The 14504-nt window shown below is 61.2% G+C and carries 14 protein-coding genes and 1 tRNA gene; 14 read left to right on the top strand and 1 reads right to left on the bottom strand.

The window, feature by feature from the left end; all coding sequences use genetic code 11:
• The 3 genes from LN450_RS11735 (at window position 1) to LN450_RS11725 (ending at window position 775) form a co-directional block, all read left to right on the top strand.
• Window positions 1–300: an integration host factor subunit alpha gene (locus tag LN450_RS11735; protein WP_002811076.1), complete on the top strand. Its 300-nt coding sequence runs from the start codon at window positions 1–3 to the stop codon at window positions 298–300.
• The gene (locus LN450_RS11730; protein ID WP_005995911.1) at window positions 281–637 is read left to right on the top strand and encodes a MerR family transcriptional regulator; all 357 of its coding nucleotides are present in this window, start codon (window positions 281–283) and stop codon (window positions 635–637) included. The genes LN450_RS11735 and LN450_RS11730 overlap by 20 nt, the downstream gene beginning before the upstream one ends.
• A gap of 61 nt (window positions 638–698) precedes the next feature.
• A tRNA-Pro gene (locus LN450_RS11725) sits at window positions 699–775 on the top strand.
• A gap of 229 nt (window positions 776–1004) precedes the next feature.
• On the opposite strand, the gene LN450_RS11720 is transcribed toward LN450_RS11725, so the two are convergent.
• Window positions 1005–1337: a hypothetical protein gene (locus tag LN450_RS11720; RefSeq protein ID WP_162483012.1), complete on the bottom strand. Its 333-nt coding sequence runs from the start codon at window positions 1335–1337 to the stop codon at window positions 1005–1007.
• Between LN450_RS11720 and LN450_RS11715 the strand changes: the two genes are divergently transcribed.
• The 11 genes from LN450_RS11715 (at window position 1246) to LN450_RS11665 (ending at window position 14500) form a co-directional block, all read left to right on the top strand.
• Window positions 1246–1944, top strand: coding sequence for a polysaccharide biosynthesis/export family protein (locus LN450_RS11715; RefSeq protein ID WP_005914015.1), 699 nt, complete (start codon window positions 1246–1248; stop codon window positions 1942–1944). The two genes, LN450_RS11720 and LN450_RS11715, sit on opposite strands and share 92 nt — an antisense overlap.
• Window positions 1926–3365 (top strand): GumC family protein, encoded by a 1440-nt coding sequence (locus LN450_RS11710; protein ID WP_029819711.1) that lies wholly within the window; start codon window positions 1926–1928, stop codon window positions 3363–3365. Before LN450_RS11715 ends, LN450_RS11710 begins: the two co-directional genes overlap by 19 nt.
• 243 nt (window positions 3366–3608) lie before the next feature.
• Entirely contained in the window at window positions 3609–5063 is a 1455-nt protein-coding gene (locus LN450_RS11705) for an undecaprenyl-phosphate glucose phosphotransferase (protein WP_005920304.1), read from the top strand.
• Between the two features lie 94 nt (window positions 5064–5157).
• Window positions 5158–6447, top strand: coding sequence for a hypothetical protein (locus LN450_RS11700; RefSeq protein WP_029819710.1), 1290 nt, complete (start codon window positions 5158–5160; stop codon window positions 6445–6447).
• Entirely contained in the window at window positions 6444–7562 is a 1119-nt protein-coding gene (locus LN450_RS11695) for an acyltransferase family protein (RefSeq protein WP_011347900.1), read from the top strand. Before LN450_RS11700 ends, LN450_RS11695 begins: the two co-directional genes overlap by 4 nt.
• Window positions 7559–8647: an acyltransferase family protein gene (locus LN450_RS11690; RefSeq protein ID WP_039416263.1), complete on the top strand. Its 1089-nt coding sequence runs from the start codon at window positions 7559–7561 to the stop codon at window positions 8645–8647. Before LN450_RS11695 ends, LN450_RS11690 begins: the two co-directional genes overlap by 4 nt.
• 64 nt (window positions 8648–8711) lie before the next feature.
• Complete coding sequence (locus LN450_RS11685; RefSeq protein ID WP_011347898.1) at window positions 8712–9854, top strand: glycosyltransferase family 4 protein; 1143 nt, start codon at window positions 8712–8714, stop codon at window positions 9852–9854.
• The gene (locus LN450_RS11680) at window positions 9851–10900 is read left to right on the top strand and encodes a glycosyltransferase (RefSeq protein WP_011347897.1); all 1050 of its coding nucleotides are present in this window, start codon (window positions 9851–9853) and stop codon (window positions 10898–10900) included. The genes LN450_RS11685 and LN450_RS11680 overlap by 4 nt, the downstream gene beginning before the upstream one ends.
• Before the next feature lie 17 nt (window positions 10901–10917).
• Window positions 10918–12408: a lipopolysaccharide biosynthesis protein gene (locus LN450_RS11675; protein ID WP_039416245.1), complete on the top strand. Its 1491-nt coding sequence runs from the start codon at window positions 10918–10920 to the stop codon at window positions 12406–12408.
• Between the two features lie 63 nt (window positions 12409–12471).
• The gene (locus LN450_RS11670; protein WP_011347895.1) at window positions 12472–13668 is read left to right on the top strand and encodes a GumK N-terminal domain-containing glycosyltransferase; all 1197 of its coding nucleotides are present in this window, start codon (window positions 12472–12474) and stop codon (window positions 13666–13668) included.
• A 37-nt stretch (window positions 13669–13705) separates the two neighbouring features.
• Window positions 13706–14500 (top strand): polysaccharide pyruvyl transferase family protein, encoded by a 795-nt coding sequence (locus LN450_RS11665; protein ID WP_008574556.1) that lies wholly within the window; start codon window positions 13706–13708, stop codon window positions 14498–14500.
• Window positions 14501–14504: the final 4 nt, after the last annotated feature.

Here is a 14504-nt window from a genome sequence, read left to right as displayed (position 1 = left end):
ATGGCATTGACGAAAGCGGAGATGGCCGAACGTCTGTTCGACGAGGTCGGTCTGAACAAGCGTGAGGCAAAGGAATTTGTCGACGCGTTCTTCGATGTGCTGCGCGATGCGCTGGAGCAGGGCCGTCAGGTGAAGCTGTCGGGTTTCGGCAACTTCGATCTGCGGCGAAAGAACCAACGGCCCGGTCGCAATCCCAAGACCGGCGAAGAAATTCCGATCTCGGCACGGACGGTGGTGACGTTCCGCCCCGGCCAAAAACTCAAGGAACGGGTGGAGGCTTATGCTGGATCCGGGCAGTAATCGCGAGCTACCGCCGATCCCGGCCAAGCGCTATTTCACCATTGGTGAGGTCAGCGAGCTATGCGACGTCAAGCCGCATGTGCTGCGCTATTGGGAAACCGAGTTTCCCAGCCTGGAGCCGGTCAAGCGGCGCGGGAACCGGCGCTACTACCAGCGACATGACGTGCTGATGGTGCGTCAGATCCGCGGGTTGCTGTACGAACAGGGCTATACCATCGGCGGTGCGCGCTTGCGTCTGGAGGGCGATGGCGCCAAGAGCGAGTCGGCGCTGAGCAATCAGATCATCAAGCAGGTGCGGATGGAGCTGGAAGAAGTCCTGCAACTGCTGCGCCGCTAGGAAAACGTTTCACAAAGCCGCTATAATCGCAGGCCGCCCTCGCGGCGGAGCGCAGCATCTTCGGGGTATAGCGCAGCCTGGTAGCGCACTAGTCTGGGGGACTAGTGGTCGTCGGTTCGAATCCGGCTACCCCGACCAAACAACGAGCCCATGACGTCAGGTCATGGGCTTTTTTGTTGCGTCGCAACATTGCATTTTTGTGTCCGCGACGGCCTGGGCGAATACGCATATCGGCATATCGCGATGCAGCATGAACGGCGCACTAGCGCCGGCTTTTTGCGGTCCGGTTCGCTATGGACTTGGATCACGCAATGGTGCTAAGTGTCCGAAAACACTCCGAAACATTTTCTCCAGATTCAAACGTGGATCACGGTTCGTTAACGCGATATCGACGAACTTGAATCAATAGGCCAACGCTGTCAAAAAAATGGCGTGCGGTCTCTTGCGGTGCGATTTTTCTGTGCCATAGTGCAGTGCAACACGCCTTACCTGTCGTGATCCCGATGTCCCGGGATGAACCCTCTGTCGTACGTTCGTGCTGGCGTGTTTGGCCGGTTGAATGCTGCGCGAGCTCCTGTCCCACCCAACCGAGGCAGCCAGCCACACGCATGAAGAAACTGATCGGACGATTTTGCCAAGCGCTCAGCCTGGCGTTGATCTGCTCGATAACACTGGGCGCTTGCAGCACCGGTAAGGACATGGCGACCTCGTTGCCACTGCCTGACCCGCTCGCAATGTCCGCAGTGCAGCCCGAGTATCGGCTCTCGCCAGGCGACCTGCTGCTGGTCAAGGTGTTCCAGATCGACGATCTGGAACGGCAGGTCCGTATCGATCAGAACGGCCACATTTCGTTGCCGCTTATCGGCGACGTAAATGCGGCCGGCATGGGCGTCGGCGAGCTGGAAAAGATGGTGGCCGACCGGTACCGCAACGGCTACCTGCAAAATCCGCAGGTGTCGGTGTTCGTGCAGGAATCCAACGGCCGTCGCGTCACCGTGACCGGAGCGGTCGACGAGCCGGGCATTTATCCGGTGATCGGGGCCAACCTGACCTTGCAGCAAGCCATCGCGCAGGCCAAGGGCGTGAGCACGGTCGCCAGCCGCGGCAATGTCATCGTGTTCCGCATGGTCAATGGGCAAAAGATGCTCGCGCGGTTCGACCTGACCGAAATCGAGAAGGGAACCAACCCCGATCCTGAGATTTACGGCGGCGACATCGTGGTGGTGTACCGCTCGGATGCGCGCGTGTGGTTGCGCACCATGCTGGAACTGACTCCTCTTGTGATGGTGTGGCGCGCTTACCGATGAGCATGAATTCCGACAATCGTTCCTCTTCGTCGCAGCGTCACGGGCATCTCGAACTCGCCGATGTGGGGTTGCTCGACTACTGGCGCGCCCTGGTGTCGCAGCGTTGGTTGATTATCGCAATCGCACTGGGCGCATTGCTGCTGGCGCTGGCCATCACGCTGCTGATGCCGGAGAAGTACCGCGCGACCAGCACGCTGCAGATCGAACGCGATTCGCTGAACGTGGTGAACGTCGACAACCTGATGCCGGTGGAGTCGCCGCAGGATCGCGATTTCTACCAGACCCAGTATCAGCTGCTGCAGAGCCGTTCACTGGCACGTGCAGTGATCCGCGAAGCCAAGCTCGACAAGGAGCCGGCGTTCAAGGACCAGGTGGACGAGGCACTGGAGAAGGCCGCAGCGAAGAATCCCGAAGCAGGCAAATCGGTTGATTCGCGTCAGGCGATCATCGAGCGCAGCCTCACCGATACGTTGCTGGCCGGCCTGGTGGTCGAACCCATCCTCAATTCGCGCCTGGTCTACGTCAACTACGATTCGCCGGACCCCGTGCTGTCGGCCAAGATCGCCAACACTTACGCGAAGATGTTCATCATCAGTACGCAGGAACGCCGCATGAAGGCGTCCTCGTTCGCGACCAAGTTCCTTGCCGAGCGACTGGAGCAGTTGCGCAGCAAGGTCGAAGATTCGGAGAAGTCGCTGGTCGCATACTCCACCGACGAGCAGATTGTGTCGGTGGGCGACGACAAGCCCTCGTTGCCGGCGCAGAACCTGACCGATCTCAACGCCTTGCTGGCTTCTGCGCAGGACGCCCGTATCAAGGCCGAGGCCGCCTGGCGTCAGGCATCCAGTGGCGATGGCATGTCGTTGCCTCAGGTGCTCAGCAGTCCGTTGATCCAGAGCCTGCGGAGCGAGCAGGTGCGTCTCACCACCGAGTACCAGCAGAAGCTGTCGACCTTCAAGCCGGACTATCCGGAAATGCAGCGTCTGAAGGCGCAAATCGAAGAGTCGCGCCGGCAGATCAATGGCGAGGTCATCAACGTGCGCCAGTCGCTGAAGGCGACCTACGATGCGTCGGTGCATCAGGAGCAGTTGCTCAACGAGCGCATCGCCGGCTTGCGGAACAACGAGCTGGATCTGCAGAGCCGCAGCATTCGTTACAACATGCTCAAGCGCGACGTCGACACCAACCGTCAGCTCTACGATGCGCTGCTTCAGCGCTACAAGGAAATCGGTGTGGCGGGCAATGTCGGCGCCAACAACGTGACCATCGTCGATACCGCAGATGTGCCTACGTCGAAGACTTCGCCGAAACTGAAATTGAACCTCGCGTTGGGCCTGATCTTTGGCGTATTCCTAGGTTTGGCCGTGGCTCTGGTGCGGTACTTCCTGCGCGTCAATGTGCAGGAAACGCGGCCGAACTGACATCGTGATGTTGCAAAACGATGGTTAATTAAAGTGACAACTGATTCAGCGTGGAAAAGGTGGGATCCCGTATGTTTCGGGCTCCTTCGTTTGAAAGTTTGTCTCTGTTGAAACAAAGGGCTGTCGAGTGATCTGGGGTCGGTAGGTTCTACCGCGGTGATCGCTTGGCGGAGATGATTGAAAGCTCGCGTGCGATTCGTATGTTCCCCCGCATGCGTCGTATCGAGTTTGGAGGACATCCCCATGCTTTTGGCAGACTTGAGTAGCGCGACTTACACGACTTCCTCGCCGCGATTGTTGTCCAAATATTCGGCTGCGGCCGATCTGGTTCTGCGCGTCTTCGACCTGACCATGGTTGTGGTGTCCGGTCTGGTCGCTTATCGCATCGTGTTTGGCTCCTGGGTGCCGGCCGCGCCGTATCGGCTGGCGATCGCCACCACGCTGCTGTACTCGGTGATCTGCTTTGCGTTGTTCCCGTTGTACCGCAGCTGGCGCGGCCGTGGACTGTTGAGCGAACTGATGGTGCTGGGCGGCGCATTCGGCGGTGTGTTCGCGCTGTTTGCCGTGCATGCGCTGATCGTGCAGGTGGGCGAGCAGGTGTCGCGCGGTTGGATCGGCTTGTGGTTCGTCGGTGGCCTGGCCTCGCTGGTGGCGGCACGCACGGTGCTGCGCGGCTTCCTCAACCATCTGCGTACCCAGGGCGTGGACGTGCAACGCGTGGTGGTGGTGGGACTGCGTCACCCGGTGATGAAAATCAACCACTACCTGAGCCGTAACTCGTGGGTCGGCATGAACCTGGTCGGTTATTTTCGCACTCCTTACGACATTGCCGTGACCGAACAGCGTCAGTCATTGCCGTGCCTGGGCGAGCCGGACGCGTTGATCGATTATCTGAAGGAAAACCAGGTCGAGCAGGTGTGGATCTCGCTGCCGCTGGGCGAACGCGACCACATCAAGCAGCTGTTGCAGCGCCTGGATCGTTATCCGATCAACGTCAAGCTGGTGCCTGACCTGTTCGATTTCGGTCTGCTCAATCAGTCTGGCGAACAGATCGGCAACGTGCCGGTGATCAATCTGCGCCAGGGCGGGGTGGACCGCGACAATTATTTCGTGGTGGCCAAGGCGTTGCAGGACAAGATCCTGGCCGTGATCGCGCTGCTTGGCCTGTGGCCGCTGATGGCCGCCATTGCCGTGGGCGTCAAGTTGAGCTCGCCCGGCCCGGTGTTCTTCCGCCAGCGCCGTCATGGCCTGGGTGGCCGCGAGTTCTACATGTTCAAGTTCCGCTCGATGCGTGTGCACGACGACCATGGCACGACGATCCAGCAGGCGACCAAGAATGACGCACGTATTACCCGTTTCGGTGCATTCCTGCGTCGTAGCAGCTTGGACGAATTGCCGCAGATCTTCAACGTGCTGGGTGGCAGCATGTCGATCGTCGGGCCGCGCCCGCACGCTGCGCAGCACAACACGCACTACGAAAAGCTGATCAACCACTACATGCAGCGTCACTACGTCAAGCCTGGCATCACCGGTTGGGCGCAGGTGAACGGCTTCCGTGGCGAAACCCCGGAACTGCGGACGATGAAGAAGCGTATCCAGTACGACCTCGATTACATCCGCCGTTGGTCGTTGTGGCTGGACATCCGCATCATCGTGCTGACCGCTGTGCGCGTGCTCGGACAGAAGACCGCGTACTGATGATGGTGGGGAGCGTGCGAGCAGGCGCGTTCGGCGCCGCGGGCGGCTGCATTGCAGCCGCTCCTTTCAAGCGGGCATCTGCATGCTGATTCGAATGAGCGAGGAAACTCGCGTGCGCTGGCATAACCTGCTGATCGAGCTCACGTTGCTGGTCGGCGTGGGCTATAACCTGGTGCTGGCGTTCATCAACGCGAACGTGTTCACCGTGCGACCGGTAATCACCTACGCGGTCGAATTCATGGTCTACGCGGCGTGCTTCCTGCTTGGCATGGGTTCGTTGAGCCGCAAACGCATTGCCCTGATCGTCAGCGGGCTCGGGTTGATCGTTACGCTGATGTTCGTGCGGTTTTTGGTGAACTGGCAGATCGACCCCAAGTTCTTCCGCGACGCGCTGGTGGTGTTCGCCTTCGTCGTGCTTGGCTCTGCCTACACGGGCTCGGTGCCCAAGCTGTTCATCCGCATGACCATCATCGTCTCACTGGTTGCCGCATTCGAGCTGGCGATGCCAGTCAAATACGGCGATCTGATTAATCCGAAGAGCTTCTTCGTCAACGCGCGCGGCATGAGCGCCGAAGGCTTTTGGAACGAAGACAGTAATCTGTTCGTCAGCGCAACACGGCCGGGCGAGCGTAACTTCCTGCCGGGTTCCAATCTGCCGCGCGCCTCTTCGATGTTCATCGAGCCGGTGACGATGGGTAATTACATCTGCTTCTTCACCGCGATCGTGCTGGTGTTCTGGCGTTGGATGCGGCCGGCGGCGCTGATCCTGTCGGTGGGGTTGATCGGTTTCATGATCGTGGCCTCAGACGGACGATTGGCGGCGGGTACCTGTGTCTTGATGGTGCTGCTGACGCCGCTATTGAAACGGTTGGATCAGCGGCTGGCCTTCCTGGTGTTCCTGCTGGTGATCATGAGCGCATGGCTGCTGGTCTGGGTCACGGGCATCACCGCATACCAGGACACCACGATGGGGCGCGTGTTCTTCACCGTTTATTCGATGAATAACCTGTCGTTCGAATCCTGGATGGGCCTGGATTTTGCGCAGGCGTATCGTTACTTCGATAGTGGCATTTCGTACTTCATCGCATCGCAATCGATCGTGGGCGTGCTGGCCTTCCTGCTGGCCTATTCGTTCCTGCTGCTGATGCCGAGCAAGGAAGGGCAGCTGTTCAAGAACCTGGCGATCTTTGCGTTCGCCTTGAGCCTGCTTGTCTCCAACGGTTACTTCTCGATCAAGACATCGGCATTGTGGTGGTTTGTCTGCGGTTGCATGTGGCACATGCTGCCGACCTGGTCTGCGTCCGGCGCGCAAACCGCCTTGATCAAGGACGATCCAACGGCAGATGGCGCGCAGTTGCCATTGCCTGCGGGAGCAGCACGATGAGCGTGTCGGCAATGCCGGCATCGCGGTCGGCTTTGCCGGCCGCCGACGCGCAGGTTGCAACAGGCGGTCGCGTCCGCGACCCGCGCATCGACGCCACCAAGGCCATTGCGATCCTGTTGGTGGTGTTCTGTCATGCCAAGGGCGTCCCACATGGCATGACCTTGTTCGCCTATAGCTTCCATGTGCCGCTGTTTTTCCTGGTATCCGGCTGGTTGGCAGCGGGTTATGCGTCGACCACGACTGGGCTGGACAGGCGCTCAGTCGGCAGGCATGTACGCAGCTTGCTGCTGCCGTACGTCACGTTCTATCTGCTTGGCTATGCCTATTGGCTGTTGACCCGCAATATCGGAGAAAAGGCTGCGCGCTGGGGAAGTCACCCGTGGTGGGAACCGATCGTGGCGATGTTCACCGGTATCGGCCCGGACCTGTATGTGCAGCCTCCGCTGTGGTTCTTGCCCGTCATGTTGGTGACCGTTGTGAGTTACATGGTCTTGCGCCGCCTGCTGGCGCCGATCCTGATCGCGGGGCTGGCATTGATCGTGGCGTGGTTCTGGATGAACTGGTTTCCGACACAGCACGTGCGGATTTTTTTCGGTTTGGATGTGCTACCGGTGTCGCTGTGCTTTTACGCATTGGGCGCCTTGCTGATCCACGTTTCGGCACGCCTGCCGACATCCTTGGCCGGCAGCGCCCTGGCGACGGTCGTGTTGGGATTGGCGGTGGCCTGGCTGGCTGTCGCCAATGGGCGAATCGACGTCAACATGCTCGAATTCGGAAGTAACCACGCGCTGTTCCTGGTTAGCGCGTTGCTTGGTTCGTTGATGGTGATCTGCGCGGCGCGGCTGGTACAGAGCTGGGCGTGGCTGCAGTGGATCGGCCGCAATACCTTGCTGATTCTTTGTACGCATATGTTGGTGTTCTTCGTGCTCTCCGGTGTTGCTGCCTTGGCTGGTGGATTCGGTGGGGCGCGTCCGGGGCTGGGTTGGGCGGTCTTTGTCACGCTGTTCGCATTGGCCGCCAGCGTGCCGCTGCGTTGGATCCTGATGCGCTTCGCTCCGTGGGCGCTGGGCGCTGGGCGCGCGCCGGGTGGCGGCATGAGCGGCGCCTTGGCATGACAAGCACATCCTCTTCACCGCACGCTGCGCGTGCGCATCACTTGGCGGACGCCAGAACGGCACGTGCGCCGACGCGTGACTGGCAGATCGACGCCGCCAAAGCGTTGGCCATCGCGCTGGTGGTGCTGGGCCATGCCAGCGGCATGCCGGCAGCGTACAAGCTATTCGCCTACAGCTTCCATGTGCCGCTGTTTTTCGTGTTGTCGGGTTGGGTTGGCGAGCGATTCGGGCATCGGGCATTGACGGGGGCATCCGTCGCGAAGCTGGCGCGCACGCTGTTGGTGCCGTATCTCGCTTTTTTCATGGTGGCCTATGCGCTGTGGTTGTTGACTGCTGCGATCGATGGGCATGCAGGTCATCCGCAGACGCGCCCGTGGTGGCACCCGCTGACGGGATTGCTGTGGGCCAACGGGTCACGCCTGTATGTGCTTCCGGCGCTGTGGTTTCTGCCAGCGCTCTTTGTCACGACGCTGGCCTACATTGGGTTGCGTGCGCGATTGAGTGCGGCCGCAGTGGCGGCGATCAGCCTGCCGATCGCGTTGGCGTGGGCGGGCTGGTTCCCTTCGCTGCAGCAGCGCTTGCCGCTCGCGCTGGATGTGCTGCCGGTGGCGCTGTTTTTCATTGCAGTCGGCGGTTGGCTATCGCGCTTTGCCGATGCGTTGCGATCATTGCGCGCGCAGGTGTGGGCGCTTGCCTTGTTGCCGTTGGCTGCACTGTGGTGGTGGCTGGCGGGATGGAACGGGCAGGTGGACGTGAACAACCTGCAGTTCGGGCAGTCGGCGGCCGTCTTCCTGCTGGCCAGTCTGCTCGGGACGGCGATGACGTTTTGCGTCGCTTATTTCATTCGGCGTCTGCGCTGGGTGCAATGGATCGGTAGCAATACCTTGCTGATTCTGTGCACGCATACCCTGGTTTTTTTGGTGGCCACCAGCGTGGTGGCGCGTACGGGCCTGATCGCACGTAGCGCAATCGGTACACCTGCCTGGGCGTTGGGGCTGAGCGCGTTCGCGATTGCTGTAAGCGTGCCGATGCGCGCGGTGCTGGTGCCGATCGCACCGTGGATGTTGGGGTTGAAACGCAAATGACGAGTTTTCAGAATCAGCCGTCGCAGCAACTGAGTGCGCGCCGCTGGCAAAGGAGAGTGGCGTAATGAAAGTGGTGCATGTCGTCCGCCAATTCCATCCTTCGATCGGGGGCATGGAAGAGGTCGTTCTCAATGTTGCCCGCCAACATCAGGCCACGAGCGCCGATACGGTCGAGATCGTGACGCTGGATCGTGTGTTTACTAATCCCGGTACGCCGCTTGCGGCGCAGGACACGCACCAAGGGCTGCCGATCCGGCGGATTGGCTATCGCGGCTCGTCGCGCTACCCGCTGGCGCCCTCGGTGCTCGGTGCGATTCGTTCGGCCGACGTTGTGCATCTGCATGGCATCGATTTTTTTTACGACTATCTGGCATTGACCAAGCCGCTGCACGGCAAGCCGATGGTGGTGTCCACGCACGGCGGTTTTTTCCATACCGCCTACGCATCGCGCATGAAGCAGCTGTGGTTCCAGACGCTCACGCGCACCTCGGCGCTGGCCTATGCACGGGTGATCGCCACCAGCGAAAACGATGGCGATCTGTTCGCCAAGGTGGTGGCACCGGCGCGGCTGCGGGTGATCGAAAACGGGGTGGATGTAGAGAAATATGCAGGGCAGGGAGCGACCGCGCCCGGCCGGACCATGCTGTATTTCGGCCGGTGGTCGGTCAACAAGGGGCTGATCGAAACCCTGGAGCTGTTGCAGGCAGCGCTCAAGCGCGACCCGCACTGGCGGCTGATCATTGCCGGCCGCGAGTACGATCTGAACGAAGCGGATCTGCGCAAGGCAATTGCCCAACGCGGGCTGCAGGAGAAGGTGCAGCTGAGCATGTCGCCCTCGCAGGAGCAATTGCGTGCATTGATGCAGCAGGCGCAGTTCTTCGTGTGCCTGTCGCGGCATGAAGGCTTTGGTATCGCGGCAGTGGAGGCAATGAGTGCGGGCTTGATTCCGATCCTCAGCGATATCCCGCCATTCGTGCGGCTCGCCAGCGAATCGGGGCAGGGCGTGATCGTCAGCCGCGACAGAATCGAAGCGGCGGCAGATCAGGTGCAGGCGCTTGCGTTGCAGTCCGACAGCGATTTCGACACCCGTCGCGCGGCGTCCATGGCCTATGTGAGCCGCTATGACTGGAAGCATGTGGTCGGGCGCTACGTCGACGAATACCACGATGCGTTGGGCATTCCGCGCGTGCAGGAGGCTGTGCGATGAGCGCGCTTGCTCCTGCGTCAATGACGCATGCGGCAACGCAGCCGCAGGTGACGGTGCTGTTTTCCACTGAAAAGCCCAATGCCAACACCAATCCGTACCTGACTCAGCTCTACGACGCGCTGCCTGCCGCAGTGCATCCGCGCTTCTTTTCGATGCGCGATGCATTGCTGTCGCGTTACGACGTGTTGCATCTGCATTGGCCCGAATACCTGCTGCGCCATCCGACCGCTGCCGGCACGTTGGCCAAGCAGGCCTGCGCTGCGTTGTTGTTGCTCAAGCTGCAGCTGACCGGCACGCCGGTGGTGCGCACCTTGCACAATCTTGCGCCGCATGAGGACCGCGGCTGGCGCGAACGTAGCCTGCTGCGCTGGATCGACCGGCTGACGCGGCGCTGGATTCGCATCAATGCGACCACGCCGCCACGTCCGCCGTTCACCGATACGATTCTGCACGGCCATTATCGCGACTGGTTCGCGACCATGGAGCAGGGCAACACGGTGCCCGGACGGCTGCTGCACTTCGGTCTGATCCGCCCGTACAAAGGCGTGGAAACCTTGATCGAGGTCATGCGCGAGGTCGACGATGCGCGTCTCAACCTGCGTATCGTCGGCAACCCGGCCACGCCGCAGATGCGCAGCTTGGTGGAGGACGCCTGCGCGCAGGATCCGCGGATCAGCGCATTGCTGGCCTACGTGGAAGAGCCGGTGCTGGCGCGCGAAGTCAGCGCGGCCGAACTGGTGGTGTTGCCGTATCGGCAGATGCATAACTCCGGCACCTTGCTGCTGGCGTTGTCGCTGGCGCGCCCGGTGCTGGCGCCGTGGAGCGAATCCAACGCGGCCATCGCCGAGGAAGTCGGCCCCGGTTGGGTGTTCCTGTATAAAGGCGAGTTCGATGCCGCGCTGCTGACCGGCATGCTGGACAAGGTGCGTGCTGCGCCACGCGGCCCGGCACCGGATCTGTCGCAGCGCGACTGGCCGCGGATCGGGCAGTTGCATTACCGCACCTATCTGGAAGCGTTGGGCAAGGATGGAGACGCCGCGCTGTGACCGCAGAGACACCTACGATGACATCTTCCACACCGCCGCCACCGCCACAGCGCAGCCTGGGGTCGCGCGCTGCCGGCGGCGCAGCGGTGACCATGCTGGGGCAGTCGGCCAAGATGGTGGTGCAGTTCGGCGGCATCATCCTGTTGGCGCGCTTGCTGACGCCCTACGACTACGGTCTGATGGCGATGGTGACCGCCATCGTCGGCGCCGCCGAGATCCTGCGCGATTTCGGTCTGTCGGCCGCGGCTGTGCAAGCCAAGCAAGTGAGTCGCGAGCAGCGCGACAACCTGTTCTGGATCAACAGCGGCATTGGCCTGCTGCTGTCGCTGGTGGTGTTCGCCTCGGCGCATCTGATTGCGAACTTCTACAAGGAGCCGGCCCTGGTGACGATTTCCCAGGCGCTGGCGGTCACCTTCCTGATCAACGGCATGACCACGCAGTACCGCGCGCATCTGAGCCGCGGGCTGCGCTTCGGGCAGGTGGCGCTGAGCGATGTGGGCTCGCAGGTGCTCGGTCTGGGCGCAGCGGTTGCTGCTGCGCTGCTGGGCTGGGGCTACTGGGCGCTGGTGGTACAGCAGGTGGTGCAGGCCGGCGTCAATTTCATCATCGCCGCCAGCTGCGCGCGCTGGTTGCCGGGTGGCTACCAGCGTTCTGCACCGATGCGCGATTTCATGAGTTTCGGCTGGAACCTGATGGCGGCGCAGTTGCTGGGGTATGCCAGTCGCAACGTGGGCCAGGTCATCATCGGTTGGCGGACCGGACCGGACGCGCTGGGCTTGTACAACCGCGCATTCCAGTTGTTGATGATGCCGTTGAACCAGATCAATGCGCCTGCCACCAGCGTGGCGCTGCCGGTGTTGTCGCAGCTGCAGGACGACCGCGAGCGCTTCAGTGCCTTCCTGTTGCGCGGGCAGACCGTGATGGTGCACCTGATCTTTGCGCTGTTTGCGTTCGCCTGCGCGCTGGCGATGCCGCTGATTGTGCTGGTGCTGGGCGAGCAGTGGCGTGAGGCGGTGCCGCTGTTCCAGGTGCTGACACTGGGCGGTATCTTCCAGACGGCCGCTTATGCAACGTATTGGGTGTTCCTTGCGCGGGGACTGATGCGCGCGCAGCTGGTGTATTCGCTGGTCAGTCGCGTCCTGCTGATTGCCTGCATCTTCATCGGCTCGCGCTGGGGCGCAATGGGGGTGGCGATCGGCTATTCGTTCGGTCTGTTGTTGACCTGGCCGCTGTCGCTGCTGTGGATCGGCAAGATTTCAGACGCGCCGGTCGGAGCCCTGTTCACCAATGCACTGCGCGCCATGGTCGCCTACGGCGTGGCAGGTGGCTGTGCGTATTACGCCTCCATGACGGTTGGCGGCCCGCTGTGGGAGCAACTGGCTGTCGGCGCAGTGACGATGCTTGCCGTTTGCCTGCTTGCCTTGGCGATCTGGCCGGCATTCCGTCGCGATGTGATTGCCATCATCAACATCCGCAAGCTGCTGACGCAGGCCAAGGCACGTCGATGAGTCGACATTGTCTTCGCCTGCAGTCGGTCATGCTTTCTCTCACTCATTCATAGGACACGGCCCATGAGCGACACACCCGCCGCCGCTTCCGGCATCCGCCGGCCTTGCTATCTGGTCTTGTCCGCCCACGATTACCGCACGCCGCGGCGCGCCAATATCCACTTCATCACCGATCAACTGGCGTTGCGCGGGACCACGCGGTTCTTCTCGCTGCGTTACAGCCGGTTGTCGCGCATGAAGGGCGATATGCGGCTGCCGCTCGACGAAACCGCGAACAAGGTCGTCTCGCACAAGGGCGTCGACTGCTACCTGTGGCGCACGACGGTGCATCCGTTCAATACGCGTCGTCCATGGTTGCGGTCGGTCGAGGATGCGATGTTCCGTTGGTATGCTGCGCATCCGCCGCGCCAGTTGCTCGACTGGATGCGCGAGGCGGATGTGATCGTGTTCGAAAGCGGCATTGCGGTCGCTTTCATCGAGCTGGCCAAGCGCGTCAATCCTGCAGCCAAGCTGGTCTATCGCGCGTCGGACGGATTGAGCACGATCAATGTTGCGTCGTATATCGAACGCGAGTTCGACCGCGTGGCGCCCAAGCTCGATGTGATTGCACTGGTATCGCCGGCAATGGCAGAGGAGATCGCCAGCCGCGACAATGTCTATCACGTTGGCCATGGCGTGGATCACAACCTGGATCAACTCGGCGACCCGTCGCCGTACGGTGAGGGCATTCACGCAGTTGCGGTCGGTTCGATGTTGTTCGATCCGGAATTCTTCGTCGTTGCCAGCAAGGCGTTCCCGCAGGTGACGTTTCATGTGATCGGTTCGGGCATGGGCCGGCATCCGGGCTACGGCGATAACGTGGTGGTCTATGGCGAGATGAAACACGCCGAGACCATTGGCTATATCAAGCACGCGCGGTTCGGGATTGCGCCGTATGCCTCCGAGCAAGTGCCGGTCTACCTGGCCGACAGTTCGATGAAGTTGCTGCAATACGACTTTTTCGGCTTGCCTGCGGTGTGTCCGAACGCCGTGGTGGGGCCGTATCAGTCGCGGTTCGGCTACACTCCGGGGAACGCCGATTCTGTCGTTGCAGCAATCGGCCGCGCCCTGGAAGCACCGCGCGTGCGTTATCGCCAGTGCCTGAATTGGTCCGACACCACCGATCGCGTGCTGGATCCCAGTGCGTATCCGGAAACCCGTTTGTATCCACAGCAAAGCGCAGCGGTGCATGCCTCGTCGGAGGCTGCGCTCTCGCATTAATGCGCGCACATTTTTTTCTTTAGGAGACTCACACGTTATGGCCAACGCCTTGCTGCAGAAGTGGATAGAACATGCAGAACGTCGTGCGCTGTTCTGGTGGCAGCCCAAGAACGCTGGCGTGAATATGGGAGATCACCTGTCCAAGGTGATCGTCTCCTGCGTGCTGTCCCTGCAGGACAAGACGCTGATCGAAAAGCAGGATCTGAGCAAGAAGCTGATCGCGATCGGTTCGGTACTGCACTTCGCCAAAGACGGCGATACCGTCTGGGGTAGTGGCATCAACGGCAAGATTCCTGCCGAGCGCAACACCTTCAGTACGCTCGATGTCCGTGCAGTGCGTGGGCCGAAGACGCGCAAATTTCTGCTCGATCGCGGCATCGCAGTGCCGGAAGTGTATGGCGATCCCGGGCTGCTGACGCCGATGTTCTTCCCGGCCGATGCGCTCGGTGCGATCAACAAGCGCCCGTTCGCCATCGTTCCGCACTTCAACGAGCCGGTTGAAAAGTACAGCGCGTACAAGGATCACTTGGTCTTTCCCAACGTCAAGCCCGCAACCTTCATGAGCGCGTTGCTTGGCGCCGAGTTGGTGATCAGCAGCTCGCTGCACGGCCTGATCCTTGCCGAAGCCTATGGAATCCCGGCGGTGTATCTGGATTGGGGCAATGGCGAAGATCGCTTCAAGTACGACGACTACTACAACGGCACCGGGCGTATGCAATGGCATTCCGGCAACAGCGTGGAGGAGTGTCTGCAACTGGGCGGCAACGGCGATTTCGATCTGGAAAAGCTGCAGGCCGGGCTGTTGGCTGCCTTCCCTTACGACCTTTGGTGATTCG

The organism is Xanthomonas euvesicatoria pv. euvesicatoria (assembly GCF_020880415.1).
In the GTDB taxonomy this organism is placed as follows: domain Bacteria; phylum Pseudomonadota; class Gammaproteobacteria; order Xanthomonadales; family Xanthomonadaceae; genus Xanthomonas; species Xanthomonas euvesicatoria.
Note: the sequence above shows the minus strand (reverse complement) of the source record. Positions and strands in the feature narration are given on the sequence as shown.